Here is a 19,982-nt window from a genome sequence, read left to right as displayed (position 1 = left end):
CTCCCTAGTTCATTCGCCTCACTCCGCGATCAAGACGTTTTTCAGATGTGCATTGAGAGGGTGAAAGCCTATTCTTGAGACATCAAGCGAGGAACACACCGCGAAATGAATCGGTAAGTCACTCGTTTGATGCAAACTAACTAAACAGGAGAAACAATCATGCCTGAACTGAACACACCGATGGAACTGTCTGCTGAAGAACTCGATGTTGTTGCTGGTGGGCTTTCGCTGGATGTCGTCAACAAATTTGCTGTTGAGCGGCAAGCAAACGCAACAGTTTTCGAGGTGAATGAAAAAGGTACTTCGTTCATCGATTTGAATGAAGTTGAGAACATCGACAACAATCTTGGCATCTCAAAGGATTCCTAATCCAAGCGATCGACCGTTCACGTTTCAATGTTCAATCCAAATTCACTGTACTTAAAACGGAGAAATCATCATGTCTGAACAAATCAAAATCAACCAAACGACCGAACTGTCCGCTGAAGAACTCGACAATGTTGCAGGTGGATTATTGCTGGATGTTGAGAATAGTTTCGATGTCAAGCGCGAAGCAAACGCAACCGCCTTTCAACAAAATGAGAAAGGCACTTCGTTCATCGATTTGAATGAAGTTGAAAAAATCGACAACGACCTCGACATCAGGAAGATTTCCTAGCTTCTAGTGCGAGACTTTCAATCCAAATTCATTGTACTTAAAACGGAGAAATCATCATGTCTGAACAAATCAAAATCAACCAAACGACCGAACTGTCCGTTGAAGAACTCGACAATGTTGCAGGTGGATTGTTGCTGGATGTTGAGAATAGTTTCGATGTCAAGCGCGAAGCAAACGCAACGCTTTTCGAGGTGAATGAGAAAGGCACTTCGTTCATCGACCTGAATGAAGTTGAAAAAATCGACAACGACCTCGACATCTCAAAGCAGTCTTGAGTTAGGCGAGAACCACAATGGCAAATTAAACCGAGCATTTCACTCGGTTTGATCAAGCCTACTGTTGGGGGGAGCCGCAATCGTTAGCTTAGCGCTGAGTGCGATCCCTCCGCCTTATCTTAACGCTGTCTCGTCATAAGGAGACAACTATGTCAGGCGACGAAATTACTCCGAACAATGATGCGATCGAGCTATCCGATGAGGAGTTAGATCAGATTGATGCAGGTTTGAGCTTTCAATTAGTGGGCGGCACATTTCATCGATCGCGCATCTCGGTTAATCGACCTAAATCGATCAGTAGAGCCTATCATCCGGCTGAATCCTCAGTTGAGGCAGAAACAATCGAATCTACTGGGTTTCAGCTTACCGTGATTGATGCCACCGCAGAAGATCTCAAGGTCTTGAGCGAATTGTTCGGCAATATCGATGCGATCGATGGTTCTGCCTAACTCAACAACAATCAGGAGAAAAAACAATGGAAAACGCAAAGAAAACCAAAGCACAAGAGCTATCCGCTCAGGAACTCGAAGCAGTTTCAGGGGGTGCTTACAAGCCCGACAATGGTTCATATTCTATGGACGGTGTGTACGAAACGGTAGCGGACGCAGTTTCAGAAAAGCTGAGCCATTCTGGGCTTCCTTACTATGGCGATAAGGAAAAGTCTACCTACACGGAAGAATACAGCAAAAAAACTTACAGCACACCGGAGTAAGTTGAGGCTGGACTTTCAGGGTGCTGCTTTACGAAAAGGACTGAAGATTGCAGTTGGGTCATTGTTACTCAACTGCTTTCCTTAACATCGTCTAAAGCACCGCTGAAACTGTTTCTGAGTTATGCCAATTTTTCCGCGTCTCACATCACAAGGACGTTAAGCTATGTCAGAAGTCCTACTTAAAGAACTCAGCAATAGTGATATTGACTGGATGCTCACAGCGGGTCGTCGAGAAGAAATTTCCGCAGGTACAACATTAATCCGTCAAGGAGAACCCGTTGATGCACTGTACATTCTGCTAGATGGTGAATTAATTGTGACGGTTACTCAAGCGGGTGACAATCCGTTAGGTCGTGCATTTGCCGTTTTAGAAGGTGGAGAACTTCCAGGGCGAGAAATTGCACGATTAGCAAATGGTGAACTTGCGGGAGAGGTTCCTTTTTTAGAATCTTACCTTTCATCGACGACCGTCAAAGCGTTGAGAAAATCATTGATTCTCATGATTCCACGTGCCCAATTAATGGCAAAACTACATGAAAATTTGAGTTTCGCGGCTCATTTTTATCGAGCGATCGCAGTTTTACTCGCGAATCGTCTTGATCAGTTAGTGCGCCAAATTGGTCATAGCACTGTGGTTCTTTGTCATCCTCAGATCCGAGAAGTATTGTTTATTTTCGCTGGATTGAATGATAGTGATATCGGCTGGATGATTGCTGCGGGTAAAGCCGCGAGAGTTCCCGCTGGAACAGTGTTAATTCACGGCGGCAGACCCGTTGAAGCGCTCCACATTTTACTCGATGGTAAGATGGCGGCTTCGGTATCTGAGGATTTGAACAATCCATTAGTGCGTGCTTTCTCTCACTTAGAAGACACCGAAGCACCAGAACGAGAGTTAGCTCAATTATCGCGTGGAGATATTGTGGGGGAAACACCGTTTATCGAAGCGAGTCCCCCTGCTGTTTCGATTCGGGCGATCGAAGACTCGATCGTGCTCACGATTCCCCGTTGGCGACTCTCTGCAAAGTTATTAAGCGATGTGGGCTTTGCATCCCGGTTCTACCGTGTGTTGGCGATTTTATTAACTGAAAAACAGCAAGCCATTATCAATAGTATGGGATATGGGCGACTTAGCTATAGTTCGGGTCGCTCTTTAGATGAGACGTTGACGTATGACGAAGAGCTAAGCTCTGGATTTTTAGCTCAAGTTACATTAGCTGGAACTCGATTTGATTGGATGTTAAAGCAGATTCGTGGTAGTTAAAGATTGAAATTCTGGTGGAACTATGACAACGACTGAGAAACCGAATTTATTTCGCAAAGAAGCGCTCGATCGCTTATCGTCTCCAGAGCGGCTTGATCAACTGATGCAAGTCGTTCAGCCGAGAAAGTGGATTCCACTCACCGCAATGGGTTCACTGATCGCGATCGGGCTTGCATGGAGTGTGTTTGGTCGAATTCCAATTACCGTCGCTGGACAAGGCGTGATTGTGTTTCCAAGTAAAGTCACACCGTTTCAATCTCCCAGTTCTGGTCAAATTATTGCAGTCAATGTTCGAGTGGGCGACACGGTGAAAAAGGGACAGGTGATTGCAACCATTGATCAAACTGAACTGCAAGAAAAGCTGCAACTCGCTCGATCGAAGCTGGCTCAACTTCAAGAACAAGACCGCGCTGCAAACTCACTGCAACTTCAGCGTCAAGGTGTGGACAACAACACAATCCAACAACAGCGACAAGCGTTGCAACAAAGTTTAGTAGCAACTCAATCGGTAACTCCAATTCTGCGTGAGAAAGGTTTAGAAGCGATTCAGCGCGATCGACAAAACTTAGAGCAGCGCTTACAAGCAACTCGTGAACTATTGCCAACGTTTCAGAAACGGTTAGCAAATCGCGAAGACTTGTTAAAACAAGGTGCTGTTTCCGCTGATGCAGTATTACAAGCGCGACAAGATGTGCTGGGTGCCCAAACGCGCATCAGTGAAGCAGAATCGCAGTTAAAGCAACTCGATGTCAAAGAAGCCGATGCTCAACGGCAGTTTCTAGAGAATCTCAACAGTGCTAAAACCTTGGAAGCTCAATTGCAAGCCTTAGATAGTAAGACTGCGACTCAGGCAGAGCAAGATTTAAACATCGCAACCAATCGGAAAAAAGAGATTCAAGATACTGAACGCTTAATCACAGAACTCTCATCGCAGATTAAAGGTAAGAGCCAAGTCATCAGTAACTATAGTGGGCGAGTGTTAGAAGTCACGGCAATTCCGGGACAGAATTTACAAGAAAACGATCGCATTGGCACGATCGAGGCTCAAGATGCTTCGAGCCAATTGATGAGCGTAGCTTATCTTCCCGTGAGTGAAGGCAAGAAAGTGCAAAAAGGCATGGAGCTACAAGTTACCCCTTCAACAGTTAAGCGCGAACGGTTTGGCGGCATTGTTGCAAAAGTGGCTAGCGTGTCTGCATTTCCAGTCACAAAAGAAAGTGCTGCGAATGTAATTGGCGGAGCAGAACTGCTACAAAGCTTGACCGAGAAAGGTCCGCAAATTCAAGTTATTGCTGAATTGCAACCTGATCCAAACACGAAAAGCGGGTTGCGATGGTCTTCATCGAAAGGACCTGAAGAACAGGTTACATCCGGTATCACAACTTCAGTCCGGGTAACCATCGAAGAACAAGCCCCAATTACGTTTGTCTTTCCAATTTTGCGATCGTGGAGCGGTGTTTATTAGAGGATGTTTGAAAAGTTGTCGTTCGTTGCAACTCCCGCCCTGAAATGAATTTCGGGCTAATCGACGAAAGTCCTTTGAAAAGGACTAAGAACCTGAAACAGTCTCCTAGTCTACTTCAGTAGACTTTCCACCATTAGCCCGAAATTCATTTCAGGGCGGGAGGTAATCGAAGCGAAAAGACTTTCTATACTTTTCAAACACCCTCTTAGGAGTTATATAATGTTGTGGCGTTTACCGAAGCGAATTCTTCAACCGTTGGCGTTACGTCCGGATCGTCGTCGCCGAACTCCAACACTTCTGCAAATGGAGGCGGTCGAATGTGGTGCGGCAGCATTAGGAATTATTTTGGCTTATTACGATCGCATTGTTCCCTTAGCAGAATTGCGTCAAGCGTGTGGCGTGTCACGCGATGGTAGTAAAGCCTCGAATGTTCTCAGTGCTGCAAAAAGCTATCACTTACAAGCAAAAGGCTTTAAGACCGAATTAGAAGCACTGCGAAAGCTAAAATGTCCGTATATTGTGTTTTGGAACTTTAACCATTTTTTAGTAGTCGAAGGCTTCGATAAAAATAAGGTTTATCTCAACGATCCGGCAACGGGACCTCGCACCGTGTCGATCGAGGAATTTAACGAGTCTTACACAGGCGTTGTTCTGGTATTTGAGCCGGGCGCAGAGTTTAGACCCGGTGGACGCAAACCGAGCACAGTATTAGCATTGTGGGATCGATTGCAAGGCTCGATCGGGGCATTACTGTATTGCGTGGCTGCGGGATTGTTATTAGTCATTCCTGGGTTAGCTTTACCCGCATTCTCTCAAGCTTTTGTCGATAATGTTTTGATCGAAGGTCGCGATGATTGGATTCGTCCATTGATATTCGGAATTTTATTTACAGCGGTTTTGAATGGATTTCTCACACTGCTGCAACTCCAGTTTCTGCGACGATTGAAGATTAAGCTTGCGATCGGAATGTCGAGCCGCTTTTTGTGGCACATTCTCCGCTTGCCTGTGAGCTTTTATGATCAACGATTTGCTGGAGAAATTAGTAGTCGAGTGCGGTTGAATGATAGTTTAGCGACATTGTTATCGGGACGGCTTGCAACCACGATGATTTCAGCCGTGACCGTGTTTTTCTATGCCTTTGTGATGCTGCAATACGATGTGATATTAACCTCGATCGGGATTGCGTTTGTGGCAGTGAATATTGCAGTTTGGCGATGGGTGTCTCGGCAACGAGTCGATGCCAATATGCGATTAATGCAAGAACAAGGAAAAGTGAGCGGTGTTTCGATCTCCGGACTGCAAAGTATGGAAACGCTAAAATCATCTGGACTCGAATCAGATTTCTTTTCACGCTGGGCAGGCTACTACGCAAAAGCAATCAACGCCCGTCAGGAAATGGATACTACGAATCAAACATTGGGTGTGCTACCTTCATTCCTGACTTCGATTACTTCAATGTTGTTATTAGTAGTCGGCGGATTGCGTGTAATGGATGGAGCATTGAGCATTGGGATGCTAGTCGCATTTCAAGCAATGATGCAGAAGTTTCTAGAGCCTGTGAACAATCTCGTTTCGCTTGCGGGTGAACTACAAGAAATGGAAGGCAACCTGAATCGACTCGATGATGTGCTACGAAACCCGATCGATACTGCATTGTCTCAACCTCGATCGCTTTCTGCCTCAACGGTTCGACTTCAAGGCTATGTTGAACTACGTCACTTAACGTTCGGCTACAATCGCGCAGGTAAACCATTGATTGAAAATCTCAGTCTTCGGCTTAAACCGGGTCAACGAGTCGCGCTAGTGGGTGGAAGCGGATCGGGTAAGTCAACGGTTGCAAAGCTCGTGTGTGGATTGTATGAGCCGTGGTCAGGCGAAATCTTGTTTGATCATCAACCGAGAACACAGATTCGGCGCGAAGTCATCACGAATTCGATCGCGCTTGTTGAACAAGATATTTCGCTGTTTTCGGGCAGTGTTCGCGATAATTTGACGCTCTGGGATGCCACGATTCCTCAAAGCAACATAGTTCGAGCTTGTAAAGATGCAGCTATTCATGAGGTTGTGTTATCGATGCCTGGAGGCTACAACGCTGATTTAGCTGAAGGTGCAACAAACTTAAGCGGCGGTCAACGACAACGGTTAGAGATTGCGCGAACTTTAGTGAACAATCCATCGATTCTTGTCATGGATGAAGCAACAAGCGCTCTGGATACTGAGACTGAAAAAATGATTGATCAGAAGCTCCGAGAGCGAGGCTGTACCTGCATTATTGTGGCGCATCGATTAAGTACGATTCGGGACTGTGATGAGATTATTGTCCTCGATCGCGGAAAAGTTGTGCAACGGGGCAGTCATGACGAACTGCGGCAAGTTGAAGGAAAGTATTTGCAATTGATTCGGAGCGAAGGAGAAGCGCTCTAAGCGGAGGGTATTATGCTTGATCAGGTGAGAGTTACGAGCTTACGCGGAGAAACACATCGATTAAATGGAAATGAGCCGATTTTGCTCGATGATCCGCAAACGATTTGGATTGTCAAATCAGGCTCATTTGCGGTGTTTGCCGTTGCACTCGAAAACGGCACGACCGAAGGAACTCGCCGCTATTTATTCACAGTCAAAAATCAGCAGGCGATGTTCGCAGCTCCACCGAGCGCAGGACGGCAACTTTTAGCAGTGTCGATCGAAGAGACTGAATTGTTGAAAGTGTCACTGCTAGAGTTTTACCAATCCATCATCGATGGACAAGCGATCGCTTGGATCGAGAACTGGATTGAACACCTCGGAGCGGCACTTTCAGACATCATCGCGCCTGAGCTACCTGCTCAAGAGGAAGGAACGCGCTACTTTGCACTCACCACCGAGCAAGTCTTCCAGCCGCCGCGAAACACGATCGTCTGGGTGCAACTGCAACAAGGTTATGCAACTTGGATGGGATTTGAAGAACTATTGCTTGTTCCTGATGCTGAACTTTTACCGTTTAGCTCTAACTTGTGGCTGCAAGCTGGATCAACGATCGAGCTTTCTGCTCAAACCACACTCGAAATTGACAATGTAGACAGACTGATTGCAGGCTTAACTCAGCTTCAGGTTCATTTCCTTCAAGCGATTGAACGACTAGAACAACAAGAAGCGATCGCCGAACAATCACGATTTCAAGAGCGGCAACATCTAAATCAGCAAGTGATGGATGAAACGCTGGGTGAACTGGTGTCATTGTTGAAAACGCCAGGAACATCCGTGGATCAACCTGCTGCAATCGATGCTGATCAAGCACTTCTGATGGCAGCGGGGGCAGTCGGTCGAGCATTAGGAGTGACGATTCGACCGCCAGCAAAATCCGAAGATCTCAAACGAGTGAGTGATCCATTAATTGCGATCGCGCGGTCTTCTCGATTGCGAATGCGACAAGTGTCATTGCGCGATCAGTGGTGGAAAAAAGACTGCGGTGCAATGCTCACTTACACATCAGATGACAATCATCCGGTTGCAATTCTACCGATATCCGATACGCGCTACGAGATTTACGATCCTTTGCAACAATCACGGGTCATTGTGAACAATCGCAATGCACCGCACCTCACTTCAACTGCTTACACCTTTTATCGTCCACTACCAGAAAAAGCACTGAAAACCCTGGATCTTCTGCGATTTGCACTCCGGGGACACTATCACGAATTAATCGTTGTTTTATTTGCAGGGATCGCAACCACGCTACTTGGAATGGTTACACCGCAAGCGACAGCCGTCTTGATTGATCATGCGATTCCTGATGCCGATCGCAGTTTACTCGTGCAGATTGCATTCGGCTTACTCGCGACGGCTTTTGGTGGAACGCTGTTTCAGTTAGCACAAGGTAGCGCGATTATGCGGGTTGAGACGTTTGCCGATTCTTCTACACAATCAGCAGTTTGGGATCGATTGTTGAACTTGAAAGCTTCATTCTTTCGACAATACTCGATCGGAGATTTGAACTCACGAGTTAGCGCCGTGAGCCAAATTCGTCAAAAGCTCAGCAGCACAGTTCTCAGAAGCATTTTTACTAGCTTGTTTTCATTGTTAAATCTAGGCTTATTATTCCACTACAATGCGTCTCTTGCTTTGATTGCTACATTAGTCGCCTTGGTGAATGTCACCGTTACGATCGTATCCGGTGTGATGACGCTGCGTAAGGTTCGTCCGCTACTCGAATTGCAGGGTCAACTGTTTGGCGTAATGGTGCAACTGATCAACAGCGTGACCAAACTGCGGGTAGCTGGAGCCGAATCGCGTGCTTTTGCTTATTGGGGCAAACAGTATAGCCAGCAAATCAAATGGATGCTGAGCACTCAAGGAATCGAAGATGTCGTTGCAGTGCTAAATAAGATGCTCCCGACTCTGACAACAGCGATTTTATTTTGGTTTGCAACAACATTACTTCAACAGTCACAAACTCAAGGAGGCGGCTTTTCAACCGGAACATTTCTTGCGTTCAATGCAGCATTTGGAACATTTATTGCAGGTGCAACGAGTTTAAGCTCGACTGCGATCGATGTTTTGAAGATTGTTCCGCTATGGGAACGGGCACAACCGATTTTAGAAGCTCGACCGGAAGTGGATGCGGCGAAAGCTGATCCAGGTCGGCTCTCTGGTCGATTCCTCGTAGATCATGCAATTTTCCGCTATCGAGATGATGGTCCTTTAACGCTTGATGATGTCAGCATCGAAGCAGAACCCGGAGAATTTATTGCTTTGGTCGGTCCTTCAGGCAGCGGCAAATCAACCTTGTTCCGATTGCTATTAGGCTTTGATATGCCTGAATCTGGAACAATCTACTATGACGGGCAAGATTTATCCGGACTGGATATGAATGCAGTGCGCCGCCAGTTAGGAGTCGTGATGCAGAATAGTCGATTGATGTCTGGAACGATCTTTGAGAACATTGCGAGCGGTGCATTAGTCACCATGGATGAAGCTTGGGAAGCGGCTCGAATGGCAGGCTTTGCTGAAGATGTTGAATCGATGCCGATGGGAATGCACACCGTTGTGAGTGAGGGTGGAACGAATCTTTCGGGTGGACAATGCCAGCGATTATTGATTGCCCGATCGCTCGTGCTCAAGCCCAAAATTCTCTTGTTTGATGAAGCAACCAGTGCGCTCGATAATCGCACTCAAGCGATCGTGTCTCAAAGTCTAGAACGGCTCAAAGTGACTCGCGTTGCGATCGCTCATCGTCTCAGCACCATTCGCACTGCCGATCGCATTTATGTGTTTCAAAATGGTCGAGTTGTTCAACAAGGGAACTTTGATCAATTGGCAAATCAAGCGGGATTGTTCGCACAGTTAATCGATCGACAAAAAATTTAGCAGGAAAATCTATGAAACTCAAACCGATTATCAATATTCTGCTTGCTTCTGGATTAGGATTTACTGCGATCGCACTTCTCAAACCACCTTCAAGCGGAATCGAAGCCTTTAGCCCATCCAATTTTTGCCAAGCTCAACTTCATGGAAACCAACTCAATCGGACTGAGTTACTATTTGGTTTATCAAAATCAAATGGTTCAATGGTGACTGAAAAAGAATTTCAGCGCTTCATGGATCAAGAAGTTACGCCACTGTTTCCAAATGGACTAACGGTGATCACAGCAGCCGGACAATTTAAAGATCCAAACGCTCAAGTCATCAAAGAACCATCGAAGGTACTACTGTTGCTTTATCCATTTGATAGTGAAAGTAACCGTCGGATCGAACATATCCGAGCAGCCTATCGCAGCAAATTTCAGCAACAATCAGTGTTACGCACCGATGCTCGATCGTGTGTGTCTTTCTAAGGCATGACAATCCTCATAGCAAGGAACTGACGAATGTTAGAGTCATACTATGACTTTTGCGGTGACAGATTCATGACGTTTTTCAGAGGGTTGTAGTCGGGAGACTTCCTACAATAAAAGTATCCCAATTGAGGTTACAAACTCATGAAACGCTTCAATAACATTCTGATCAATCCGGTTCGTCAATGGCTCGAATCAATTGAAATTCACCATCCTAAAACTGCAAAATGGTTGTGCAAAATAATTCCAGCTCGGTGTCCATTTGAGCAAGAAATTAAATTCTTCGATCGTACGATCGCATCAATCCCACCGCTCTGTAAGCTCAATCCGTTCTATGATCAAATCGTTGAAATTCGCTTTAAATCACTGGTCTACCTATCGGATCAGTGTGGAGAAGACATCACCCTCTACTGCTAAACTCAAACAATGACCTCGCGTTTGGGCAGTTTCCGAACACGGAACTTGGCAGATTATTGCGGCTCACATCAGCGAAGTACAGAAAGCAACGATCAACTAACTCTGGAGATTTCAAGATGTCCAAAATCGATCCAAAGCCAGACGAACTAAGCACAGTCCGCCCTGATGCAGAAATGCTAACCCAGCAACGGCTGCCCTATTCTTGCGAGATATCTAATCCCAAGCCAACCGAACTGATTGTCGTGCGACCCGATCGACAAGCATTGACGAATCAACGATCGCCCAATTTTGTGGGTCTCTCTGCTCGTACAGCAGGAACAACGGGAATTTCGATGGAACTTGTGGTCATGCCACCTGGAGCTATTGCTAAACCTCATGTCCATCCAGCGCATGAAACCGTTCTCTACCTGCTCAAGGGTCGGGTCGAAGTTCGTTATGGCAAGGGACTAGAGCAATGCCAAGTCTGTGAAGCAGGAGACTTTGTGTTTACGCCGCCTGGTGTTCCTCATCAACCGCGCAATCTCAGCAGCACAGAACCCGTCTATATTGTCACTGCCCGCAACGATCCAGATGAGCAGGAAAAGGTTGTGCCCTACGAGCCAAATTTAGATTAAGAAACAGAAGCATCAGCCCAGGCAATCTATTATTTTGTGGCTTCAAATTTCCAACTTAGCTCGATCGATTAAACTAATGGCTGAAAACGATGACCAATTGAGGATCAGATCGATCGCAAAACATCCAGAATTCTATCTCAAACACTACGGAAAGCTTTTTCGCTCTGAATTTTACACTCTATCTTTGGTCAATTAATCATGATTCATCACATTTCGATCGCAGTTCATCGTCCTTTACACGTTAGTCAAGGGCTAGCAGAAATCCTACAAGGAAAATCCATTCTTTCCCCATCATCTCGGTAGCTATCTTGCTCTAGAAATTCCTCAAGTAGAGCTACCGCGTTAATCTGAGAAAAACTATGACATTATCAACGACCCTACCAGGACCCACGAACTATATTGCGTTTTCAAAAGCCTATCGAGATGACCCACTCAACGCTTATGGTCAAGCCTGGAAAACCTATGGCGACTTGATTCGATTCAAGGCAATTCCGGGAGCAGATATTTACCTCGCGGTACATCCTGATGCAGTGGCTCACGTTCTCACCAGTCACGGGCAACTCTATCAAAAAGCTCGGAGTGTGCATCAACCTTTGAGTTTGCTGCTGGGAAATGGCATCTTGATTAGCGAAGGAGAAAGCTGGCTGCGGCAACGACGGTTAATGAATCCCGCATTTCATCGGCAAAGTGTGATGAATTTAGCAGCCGTAATGACTCGGTTTGCTCAGGCGCGAACACCTGCGGTGGAGCGAAGCTTGCGCAGCGCTGGGAACACTATCCCACAGGCACAATCATTGATGTTGCAGAAGAAATGCAGCAGTTGACGCTGGAAATTGTCGGAGAAGCATTATTCAGTACGGGCTTAGATGCTCAGATCGACACCTTCTCAACTGCATTTCGTCGCTCCGCAGAATTTATCAACGATCGCATCAACAATCCATTCAAAACGCCCATGTGGTTGCCAACAAAAGCGCATCGACAGTTTATTGGGAACCGCGATCGCTTGCAGCAGATTGCCCTCGAACTGATTCAAACGCGGCGACATCAAGAGAATGTGCCACTCGATTTGCTGGCGATGCTGATGGCTGCTGAAGATGCCGATACAGGAACACACATGAGTGACGCGGAACTACTCGATGAAGTGATGACGCTGATGATTGCAGGTCATGAAACGGTCAGCGTGACGCTTGCTTGGACATTCCATCTTTTAGGCAATCATCCTGAAGTGCGGCATCAACTCGAAGATGAAATTGAGACTGTCCTCAAGCGGCATCCACCGAGTGCAGAGGATTATCTGCGGCTTCCCTACACGCGCCAGGTAATTGAGGAAGCATTACGCCTGTATCCTCCAGTTTGGGCGCTTTCCCGTGAAACGCTGCGAGCAGATGAAATTCAAGGCTACCCGATTCCTCCAGAAACCTTTGTCCTCGTTGCCACTTATTTCACACATCGGCATCCTGAATTCTGGAGCGCTCCCGAAGCATTCAATCCGGATCGCTTCACCGAAGCGGAAACCGCAAAACGCCATAAGTTCGCGTACCATCCGTTTGGTGGTGGATCTCGAATCTGTATTGGCAATCAATTTGCACTGATGGAAGCTACGTTAATTCTTTCGACCTTGGTACAACGGTTTGACCTAGAGCCAGCTTCCACGCACCCTGTCGAGATTGATCCAACGTTTACCTTACGCCCCAAGGGTGGACTTCCGATGCGGTTGATCCACCGATCGCCCTGAAGAACTAGCGATTCTAAAAGCGTTCAATCGATGAGCTTCTTTTTCTCTAAAGCTGGAAAGCATCGGTTCTCAATGGTTTCGGCAAGACCATTGTTCAGGAAGCAAAATCGAATCGGAAAGCGAAATAGAAACAGCAATCTGAAACAAGACGGAAAAATCGCAAGAAAAGATAAGCGATCGTTCTCAAGTTCTCACTACAACATCTGGAGCGGAACTGGCTGAGTGGGTGGTGGAAAAGTAGCGTCTAGCATTGCAAGTTCCTCAAGACTAAGTTTCAGATCTAAAGCGGCACGATTTTGCTCAATATGATTGATCTGGCTCGATTTTGGAATCACAATTACATTCTCTTGATGCAGTAGCCAGGCGATCGCAATTTGCGAGATCGTTGCTCCACGTTCCTGAGCGATCGCTTGAAGACTGCGGTGATTTACTAACCGTCCCTGCTCGATCGGGGAATAAGCTATAATTGGAATCCGATGTCGCTGACACCAAGGGATTAGATCCCACTCAATCCCGCGCCGCGTTAAGTTGTAAAGCACTTGATTCGTCACAATCTCGGTTCCACCCTTGAGTCGAGCCGATTCTTCCATATCCTCCACATCAAAATTACTCACTCCATAGCTACGAATTTTGCCCGCTTGCTGCAAAGTTTGAAATGCTTCTAACGTTTCTGCTAACGGCACAGAACCTCGCCAATGGAGTAGGTAAAGATCGAGGTAATCGGTGTTTAGTCGTTTGAGAGTGCGATCGCAAGCCGCGATTGTCCCTCGCTTCGACGCATTGTGTGGATAGACTTTACTAACGAGAAAGACTTCTGTACGACGATTTGTAATGGCTTGAGCAACGACTTTCTCGGCTCCCCCTTCACCATACATTTCAGCAGTATCAATCAGCGACAGCCCCAGATCTATCCCGTGGCGCAGGGCAGCGACTTCAGTTGCAAAATCGCGGCTTCTTTCACCCATCTGCCAAGTGCCCATACCAAGAACGGGAATGATTTGTCCAGAGAGCAGTTTCAGGGTTCGCATGATTGTCATATCCGTTCAATCGTCGGAACTCACTTTAACAAAGTCTGCAAAGGGCAAAGTCACTCTAGAGTGAGATTTAGAATGGAGGCTGAAAGAAAAACTACGCTGTGATGTCCAGCTACTTTACTCCTTTTTTTCTGTGCTTACCGCTGCCATCCGGCATCGCTCCTGTCTTTCAAGCCCATTGTCACTCCCTGAACTTCGGCTCACGGAACGCGGAACACGTTCCCTTCCCCTGTTTGGTTTGTTCGTATATCGACAGCATGAAGTAGTACGAAACTGCTGCTGCCAGGTTGCCCGGTGAGTGAAGAGCGATCGACAAAAGACTAAGCACGAATCTTTTCAAACTCTTACCTACTTCTGGTTATGTCAACCTCTTCATCGTTGTACGAGACTACCCAGTTGGGTAAGAGACGATGCCCTATCACACGGTTAGAGTTGAATCGCCAAGTAAAAAAGGAGTAGTAGATATGGTAGACACAATTCAAACTCTCGATATTGCAAGCTTGACACCCGTTGAATCGGCTGAGTTAGAAGTGCAAACTGAGCCGATGGCGCTCACGGTCGGGCTATCTCCTGCTAGTTTCCAAGCTCCACGACCTGATCTGAATGGATTAAGAGTCAAGCTCCCTGGACAGCCTGAAATCTACTTAATTGACCAAGGCTACCGGCGCTGGATTCCAAACCCAACTACCTTTAACAATCTGTTTCGTAATTGGAATGGCATTGTTGAAGAAATTTCTATTACCTCGATTCCTCGTGGTCAGAACATTTCGTCGGGAGCGATTCTTGCTAGAGCCTATGGAACCGCTCCAGTTTATCTGGTTGATCAGGGATTGAAGCGGTGGATTACTAGCCCTGCTGCAATGGATCGATATAACTTCGCTTGGGGACGGATTTACGAGCTTCCTGCAATCTCGCTCAATGCGATCGCAACAGGCGCAAATATCAATGCTTAGTGACAACAATTGAAGTTTAAATTAACCTCGGCGATCGTCGAGGTTTTTCTTTGAAGCTATATGCTTGAGCCAGATGAAGGGATCTTGAACTAATCACGATCGCAACATCGCCCCTCACAATTCCGCTGACAACGAATTCTGTCACCTCGGCTGTAGGGGCTGACCATTGCGATCGAACAGTTGGCAGATGACAGCGCTACCTTCGGTGTAGCGAAGCTGTTCGTACTGCTTCATCCCAGTTCGGTAGTAATTAATAGTTCTGAACATCGCACCTTTTAGCGAGTTCGTTTCGATCACTATCTTCCTCTAAAGATTTCACATCTTTCCTTATCTGCATGAAAACATTTTCTTGTCAATTCCAGAACTGGCACGAAAGTCTAGAAGATTCTTCAATACTCTCATTAGCTTGAAGGATATCCCCCTAGAACATTCACGATGAAGTCTCTTAATTCTGCTACCCCGAATCCCATTCAAGTCGTTCGTCAACCTTGGCAACACCTGACTCTATGGGCACTCTCTACACTCGGTTGGCTCATTCTCTTTCCCATTTTTTGGTTTCTCACCCTTCAAAGCTTGGCAATCTGGATGCTAGGGCAAAGTGTTTGGATGGGACACCTTGCACTCTGGCTACTCCTGGGTCGATCTAGCCTCGTTACTTGGTCTACTTTTGCGATTCTCACCACAGCTCCCCCAGCATTGAGCTACTCTGCTTGCCGCAAGGTCGGTGTTAAAGGTTTGCTCCCAATCGCGATTCTTTCTGCGCTTTTAATTCCAGTTGGATTGAAGATTGGACGCATTGACACCCAGGGCACGATCCTTGCACCTCTAGAAATTGCAGCGAAAGGTGGTGATTTACCGAAAGCCCGTGGCTTAATGCTGACTCTGACTCGTCGCTATCATCGCTACGAGTTCTTCACCAATGGGGGCGATCTCATTCGCTTAGGAATTGACCCAAACGTGCAAGGAGATATGGGCAATACGCCGTTGATGACGGTTCTCGATGAGCCAACCTACGTTCAACAGTTGATCGAGTTAGGGGCGAACGTTAATATCAAAAATCAGGCTGGAGAAACTGCGATTGACTTAGCGACGAACCCACAAACGATTCAACTTCTGAAACAAGCAGGAGCGAGATCGGGACGTTCAGAATAGTTTTACAACCGCTTCATATTTTCCCTAACCATCGGGAAACTGCCAACAGGCGAGATGTTCAACGCTCTTACTGCCACATTGACAGGCTTCAGGTTTGGATGCAACCCACTCGCGATCGCACTCTCGACAATGACAGAGAATATTATGTCGGTCTGCTTCCTCGATCGCTGACTGCCACTGGTGCAATTCATCCAGCGTGAGTTGTCGCGGAATCTCTGACATTGGTTAAGTTCTCCTGCGCGATCGCGTTTAGTCGATTTTGCTTAGATCAATGGAAGCTTTGCTATAGAAAGGTTTCAGCCATTCTCAGTTATTTCAGAAGCACCCTTCTAAACTGCTGATCCTGCACAATAAATTCGTCTAAAAGGTAGCGCGTTGACCAAAGAATTCGTCCGCTCTAAATTTGTGGCGGTCATGAGTCGAGTTTCAGCCGTCTGCCACTGAGGTTTTAGACGGTATTCAAATTGAATTGAGGTGACTTCAAACTGATGATCGCTATTGCCTGAATGCCACTCTGAGCGGATTGATACATTCCGAAGTTCTGCTCCTCCGTACTGAGCAATCTCTCGACTTAGTTGCTCCCGCACAATGCGACCAGTCACAGCGACATAAATCATGCGAACGTACAGCTATTTACAAAAGGCGGCACCCAGATTCGAACTGGGGGTGGAGGTTTTGCAGACCTCTGCCTTACCACTTGGCGATGCCGCCGAATTACATCAATGTCATCATATCACTTTGTGCCGAATAAACGATCGCCCGCATCTCCAAGTCCTGGAATAATATAGCCATGTTCGTCTAATCCTTGATCGATCGCGGCAGCGTAAATCGGGACATCCGGGTGCCGTTCCTGAAAATGAGTAATTCCTTCAGGTGCAGCGAGAAGGCAGAGGAACTTAATCGATCGAGGATGCGTTTGCTTTAATCGATCGACGGCTGCAACAGCAGAATTTCCGGTCGCCATCATCGGATCGACGACTAACATATCGCGATCTTCAGTGTCGTCTGGGACTTTGAAATAATATTCGATCGGCACGAGTGAATTCGGCTCTCGATAAATGCCCACATGCCCGACACGAGCTGACGGAATTAGTTGCAGAATGCCGTCAAGAATTCCTTGTCCGGCTCTGAGAATCGAAACGACTACAAGTTTCTTATCTGGAGCGAGAATGGGCGCTTCCATTTCTGCCATCGGAGTTTGAATTGTTTCGTAACGTAGAGGCAAATCGCGAGTGACTTCATAGGCGAGAAGCATACTAATCTCGGTCATCAGTGCCCGGAATTTTGCGGTGCTGGTGGATTCGCGGCGCATCAAACTGAGTTTGTGCTGGATTAGGGGATGTTCAATGATGGTGAGGTTTGCAGCCATAGTTAGAATACGGTTCCGTCGCTAGAAATTTGAATGGGAGGGATTCCTTCAGGGCGGAGGGAGGCAGCAATTTTACGTCCGGCTGTCCAGGTTCCACCTTGAAGAACTTTCACGAGGGGGAGCGATTCAGATGTTAGACCAAGCTTGATGCGAATTGTATGGGCAATGCGATCGAGTAAACAAACGGTTAGCGCACGCCATTCTACAATCAGTTCTGAATCTGGAGGATGTGGACTCTCAGCAAGTCGTGGATCTTTGAGCTGGAGCAGTCCAAGATCGAGACATAGACCGCCGTTGCGATATTCAGGCAATCCGGTCATTTGATCGAGATCGGTGATGGTCAATCCTAATGTCTGCAAGGGTTCAAGGAGTGAATAGGTCAGCCATTGAGAGAGTTTGTGAAAGGGGACAAGCTGATCATCGGGTAAAGCGGAATGTTTCCAGACATCGCCTAGATTGATGCCATCGATCGATAATCTTCCCGCCCAGATTTCTCCAAATCCTTTTAGAACTGCGTCTAGAACAACTACGGCTGAGAGGTTTCCTTGATCCGCGTGGCGAACGAGATAATCTATGAGATTTCCGGGACGTGCATCATTGCCAAACAGATCGGGCGATTGTTCGATCGTATGTCCCAATTTTTGCAGCAGGTTCGATCGTCCTTCTAATCCAACTAAAGGATTGTTTGGTGTCACTTGGAAAAAGGTTGCAATCTTTTCCGGCGTGATTTGCTTTAATCCGGCTGCATCGGTTTGATAAGGCTGATTCGAGAATGCACCTTGGCAAAACGCATCAAATGACGCGATCGCAAGTCCTTCGGATCTTGTCCAAGTTTGTCCGGTTGCTGCTTCAAGGTATGTCCAGCGATCGCCTGCTCCCGCATCGAGCAAAACGCTTGGAATCACGAGATCGAACATCGCTTTGGCTTGCTCGATCGCAGAACGCGATTTTAGTTTCTCCTCAAGTTGCTGAACACGCGGAATGTTTCCCACTTCAAAATGTCGCCAACGGCTGTGAAAGGGGACATTCAAATCAGGATACTGTTCGCGAATCACAGCAATGACGTAATCAGCAACCGGATCAAGTCGGGTTAAATCAAGGCGAAAGTAGGTAAGTTGATCGGATAAAGCAAGATCGAATAGTTGAGAACAGCGATCGCGAATGGCTTTGGGCGATCGCAGATAATCTACTAGATTAGTCACTCAATCCCCGTCCTTTGATTTCGGCTAACGCTTCTTCGGTGAGTACTTCAGTATCGGTGTAGTACCCGGCAGCTTTTTTCGCCTCGATTTCCACCATCGCATCGGCTGGAATTAGAGCTTCAGGAATCGGAACGCGGGTGACAATTTCGATGCCCGATCGTGTGACTGCATCATGTTTCATATCGCTCATGGAAATAAAGCGATCGATGCGAGTAATTCCCAACCAGTGCAGGACATCCGGCATTAATTCCTGGAAGCGCATATCCTGAACGCCTGCAACGCATTCGGTTCGAGTGAAGTACGCATCAGCGCGATCGCCGCCTTCTTGCCGTTTTCGAGCGTTGTAGACGAGGAACTTTGTCACTTCACCGAGGGCACGTCCTTCTTTACGTAAATAGACGATCACGCCTGCGCCGCCTTGTTGAGCGGTTTGGACGCATTCTTCGATGCCGTGAACCAGGTACGGGCGACAGGTGCAAATATCAGAACCGAAGACATCGGAGCCGTTGCATTCATCGTGAACGCGGACGGTCAAGGCGCGATTTGGATCTGCGATCGCATCCGGATCACCGACGATATACACGGTAATTCCACCGATCGGAGGTAGGAATACTTTGAGATCTGGACGGGTGACGAGTTCCGGGAACATACCGCCAGTTTGCTCGAATAAGGTTCGACGGAGCAGACCTTCTTCAACATTGAGCCGTTTTGCAAGACCTGGAAGATACCAGACTGGCTCGATCGCGGCTTTGGTGACGACTAAATCGCCGCCTTTTTTCATGATTTCGCCGTCTTCCTGCAAGCGACCTTTGGCGATCGCGTCTTGCAGTTCGGGCATATTGATGTGCGCTTTGGTGATTGCGATCGTGGGTTTAATGTCAAACCCTTGGTCGTACAAATCGCGGTAGACATCCCCGACGATTGCACCAAAGGGATCGATCGAGACGATCTTTTCTGGATCAGACCAGCCGGGATGCGGTTGAAGTAACGCCGCAGGAGCCGTATTGGTTAAATCGGCGCGGTGGTTGGCATCAAGTTTACCGCTGGCGACCGCAAGAGCGCGATAAACCGCATAAGAACCGGAATGAGTCCCGATTACGTTGCGGTGTGCTGGAGTCGTGAGGGTGCCGATAATTGCCCCTCGTTTCATCGGATCGGCTTCGCCCCAGTGAATGGCGATCGACTTGGAAAATTTACCAGGATGGGATGTGAGAACGATCGGCTGTGAACGTTTGGGCTGACTAACCATAGACACTCTACTCGCACCGAGTCAGGTTTTTGAAATACCGATCGTAGCAAGACTCTTGAACGATAGATAGTGT

At 47.1% G+C, this 19,982-nt stretch carries 24 protein-coding genes and 1 tRNA gene; 16 read left to right on the top strand and 9 right to left on the bottom strand.

What is annotated here, in order from left to right; genetic code table 11:
• The first annotated feature begins 159 nt into the window (after nt 1-159).
• From NIES2104_RS03245 to NIES2104_RS03180, 14 genes are all read left to right on the top strand, one after another.
• Nucleotides 160-369 (top strand): hypothetical protein, encoded by a 210-nt coding sequence (locus tag NIES2104_RS03245; protein WP_058995697.1) that lies wholly within the window; start codon nt 160-162, stop codon nt 367-369.
• A gap of 70 nt (nt 370-439) precedes the next feature.
• Nucleotides 440-658, top strand: a complete 219-nt coding sequence (locus NIES2104_RS03240) for a CTB family bacteriocin (RefSeq protein ID WP_058995695.1) — start codon at nt 440-442, stop codon at nt 656-658.
• Between the two features lie 56 nt (nt 659-714).
• Entirely contained in the window at nt 715-933 is a 219-nt protein-coding gene (locus tag NIES2104_RS03235) for a CTB family bacteriocin (protein ID WP_058995693.1), read from the top strand.
• 149 nt (nt 934-1,082) lie between these two features.
• A complete protein-coding gene (locus tag NIES2104_RS03230) occupies nt 1,083-1,382 on the top strand; it encodes a hypothetical protein (RefSeq protein WP_058995691.1) in 300 nt (99 codons plus the stop codon).
• 26 nt (nt 1,383-1,408) lie between these two features.
• Nucleotides 1,409-1,645 carry a hypothetical protein gene (locus NIES2104_RS03225; protein ID WP_058995689.1) on the top strand — a complete coding sequence of 79 codons (237 nt, stop codon included), beginning with the start codon at nt 1,409-1,411 and terminating at the stop codon, nt 1,643-1,645.
• Nucleotides 1,646-1,808: 163 nt separating this feature from the next.
• Complete coding sequence (locus NIES2104_RS03220; RefSeq protein ID WP_058995688.1) at nt 1,809-2,906, top strand: cyclic nucleotide-binding domain-containing protein; 1,098 nt, start codon at nt 1,809-1,811, stop codon at nt 2,904-2,906.
• Between the two features lie 22 nt (nt 2,907-2,928).
• Nucleotides 2,929-4,371, top strand: a complete 1,443-nt coding sequence (locus NIES2104_RS03215) for an NHLP bacteriocin system secretion protein (protein ID WP_058995686.1) — start codon at nt 2,929-2,931, stop codon at nt 4,369-4,371.
• Nucleotides 4,372-4,590: 219 nt separating this feature from the next.
• Entirely contained in the window at nt 4,591-6,795 is a 2,205-nt protein-coding gene (locus NIES2104_RS03210) for an NHLP family bacteriocin export ABC transporter peptidase/permease/ATPase subunit (protein ID WP_058995683.1), read from the top strand.
• Nucleotides 6,796-6,807: 12 nt separating this feature from the next.
• The gene (locus NIES2104_RS03205) at nt 6,808-9,717 is read left to right on the top strand and encodes an NHLP bacteriocin export ABC transporter permease/ATPase subunit (protein ID WP_058995681.1); all 2,910 of its coding nucleotides are present in this window, start codon (nt 6,808-6,810) and stop codon (nt 9,715-9,717) included.
• An 11-nt stretch (nt 9,718-9,728) separates the two neighbouring features.
• On the top strand, nt 9,729-10,184 hold the full coding sequence (locus NIES2104_RS03200; protein ID WP_058995679.1) for a DUF3574 domain-containing protein: 456 nt from the start codon (nt 9,729-9,731) through the stop codon (nt 10,182-10,184).
• A gap of 144 nt (nt 10,185-10,328) precedes the next feature.
• Nucleotides 10,329-10,601: a Mo-dependent nitrogenase C-terminal domain-containing protein gene (locus NIES2104_RS03195; RefSeq protein ID WP_058995676.1), complete on the top strand. Its 273-nt coding sequence runs from the start codon at nt 10,329-10,331 to the stop codon at nt 10,599-10,601.
• Nucleotides 10,602-10,717: 116 nt separating this feature from the next.
• Nucleotides 10,718-11,215, top strand: a complete 498-nt coding sequence (locus tag NIES2104_RS03190; protein ID WP_263970900.1) for a cupin domain-containing protein — start codon at nt 10,718-10,720, stop codon at nt 11,213-11,215.
• 359 nt (nt 11,216-11,574) lie between these two features.
• Nucleotides 11,575-12,039 (top strand): cytochrome P450, encoded by a 465-nt coding sequence (locus NIES2104_RS33295; protein WP_058995674.1) that lies wholly within the window; start codon nt 11,575-11,577, stop codon nt 12,037-12,039.
• Nucleotides 12,027-12,950, top strand: coding sequence for a cytochrome P450 (locus tag NIES2104_RS03180; RefSeq protein ID WP_058995672.1), 924 nt, complete (start codon nt 12,027-12,029; stop codon nt 12,948-12,950). The genes NIES2104_RS33295 and NIES2104_RS03180 overlap by 13 nt, the downstream gene beginning before the upstream one ends.
• 194 nt (nt 12,951-13,144) lie before the next feature.
• Here NIES2104_RS03180 and NIES2104_RS03175 read toward each other — a convergent pair whose 3' ends face one another.
• Complete coding sequence (locus NIES2104_RS03175) at nt 13,145-13,987, bottom strand: aldo/keto reductase (protein WP_263970899.1); 843 nt, start codon at nt 13,985-13,987, stop codon at nt 13,145-13,147.
• Nucleotides 13,988-14,448: 461 nt separating this feature from the next.
• Here NIES2104_RS03175 and NIES2104_RS03170 point away from each other — a divergent pair, with 461 nt between their 5' ends.
• Complete coding sequence (locus tag NIES2104_RS03170) at nt 14,449-14,937, top strand: hypothetical protein (protein ID WP_058995669.1); 489 nt, start codon at nt 14,449-14,451, stop codon at nt 14,935-14,937.
• 16 nt (nt 14,938-14,953) lie between these two features.
• Here NIES2104_RS03170 and NIES2104_RS33290 read toward each other — a convergent pair whose 3' ends face one another.
• Both NIES2104_RS33290 and NIES2104_RS33285 read right to left on the bottom strand, forming a co-directional pair.
• Nucleotides 14,954-15,082: a hypothetical protein gene (locus tag NIES2104_RS33290; protein WP_263970898.1), complete on the bottom strand. Its 129-nt coding sequence runs from the start codon at nt 15,080-15,082 to the stop codon at nt 14,954-14,956.
• Nucleotides 15,079-15,204: a hypothetical protein gene (locus NIES2104_RS33285; RefSeq protein WP_263970897.1), complete on the bottom strand. Its 126-nt coding sequence runs from the start codon at nt 15,202-15,204 to the stop codon at nt 15,079-15,081. Before NIES2104_RS33285 ends, NIES2104_RS33290 begins: the two co-directional genes overlap by 4 nt.
• Nucleotides 15,205-15,372: 168 nt before the next feature.
• Here NIES2104_RS33285 and NIES2104_RS03165 point away from each other — a divergent pair, with 168 nt between their 5' ends.
• Nucleotides 15,373-16,089, top strand: a complete 717-nt coding sequence (locus tag NIES2104_RS03165) for an ankyrin repeat domain-containing protein (protein WP_058995667.1) — start codon at nt 15,373-15,375, stop codon at nt 16,087-16,089.
• Between the two features lie 24 nt (nt 16,090-16,113).
• Here NIES2104_RS03165 and NIES2104_RS03160 read toward each other — a convergent pair whose 3' ends face one another.
• From NIES2104_RS03160 to NIES2104_RS03135, 6 genes are all read right to left on the bottom strand, one after another.
• Entirely contained in the window at nt 16,114-16,311 is a 198-nt protein-coding gene (locus NIES2104_RS03160; protein ID WP_058995665.1) for a hypothetical protein, read from the bottom strand.
• A 107-nt stretch (nt 16,312-16,418) separates the two neighbouring features.
• Nucleotides 16,419-16,706, bottom strand: a complete 288-nt coding sequence (locus tag NIES2104_RS03155; RefSeq protein ID WP_058995663.1) for a hypothetical protein — start codon at nt 16,704-16,706, stop codon at nt 16,419-16,421.
• A gap of 23 nt (nt 16,707-16,729) precedes the next feature.
• Nucleotides 16,730-16,800: transfer RNA gene (locus tag NIES2104_RS03150), tRNA-Cys, on the bottom strand.
• Nucleotides 16,801-16,822: 22 nt separating this feature from the next.
• On the bottom strand, nt 16,823-17,458 hold the full coding sequence (gene upp, locus NIES2104_RS03145; RefSeq protein WP_058995661.1) for a uracil phosphoribosyltransferase: 636 nt from the start codon (nt 17,456-17,458) through the stop codon (nt 16,823-16,825).
• A 2-nt stretch (nt 17,459-17,460) separates the two neighbouring features.
• Complete coding sequence (locus tag NIES2104_RS03140; protein WP_058995659.1) at nt 17,461-18,660, bottom strand: URC4/urg3 family protein; 1,200 nt, start codon at nt 18,658-18,660, stop codon at nt 17,461-17,463.
• The gene (locus NIES2104_RS03135) at nt 18,653-19,909 is read right to left on the bottom strand and encodes a GTP cyclohydrolase II (protein WP_058995658.1); all 1,257 of its coding nucleotides are present in this window, start codon (nt 19,907-19,909) and stop codon (nt 18,653-18,655) included. Before NIES2104_RS03135 ends, NIES2104_RS03140 begins: the two co-directional genes overlap by 8 nt.
• Between the last annotated feature and the right edge of the window lie 73 nt (nt 19,910-19,982).

Origin of the sequence: Leptolyngbya sp. NIES-2104 (genome assembly GCF_001485215.1) — a bacterium.
Lineage (GTDB): Bacteria > Cyanobacteriota > Cyanobacteriia > Leptolyngbyales > Leptolyngbyaceae > Leptolyngbya.
This window is presented reverse-complemented; position numbering and strand designations above follow the sequence as displayed.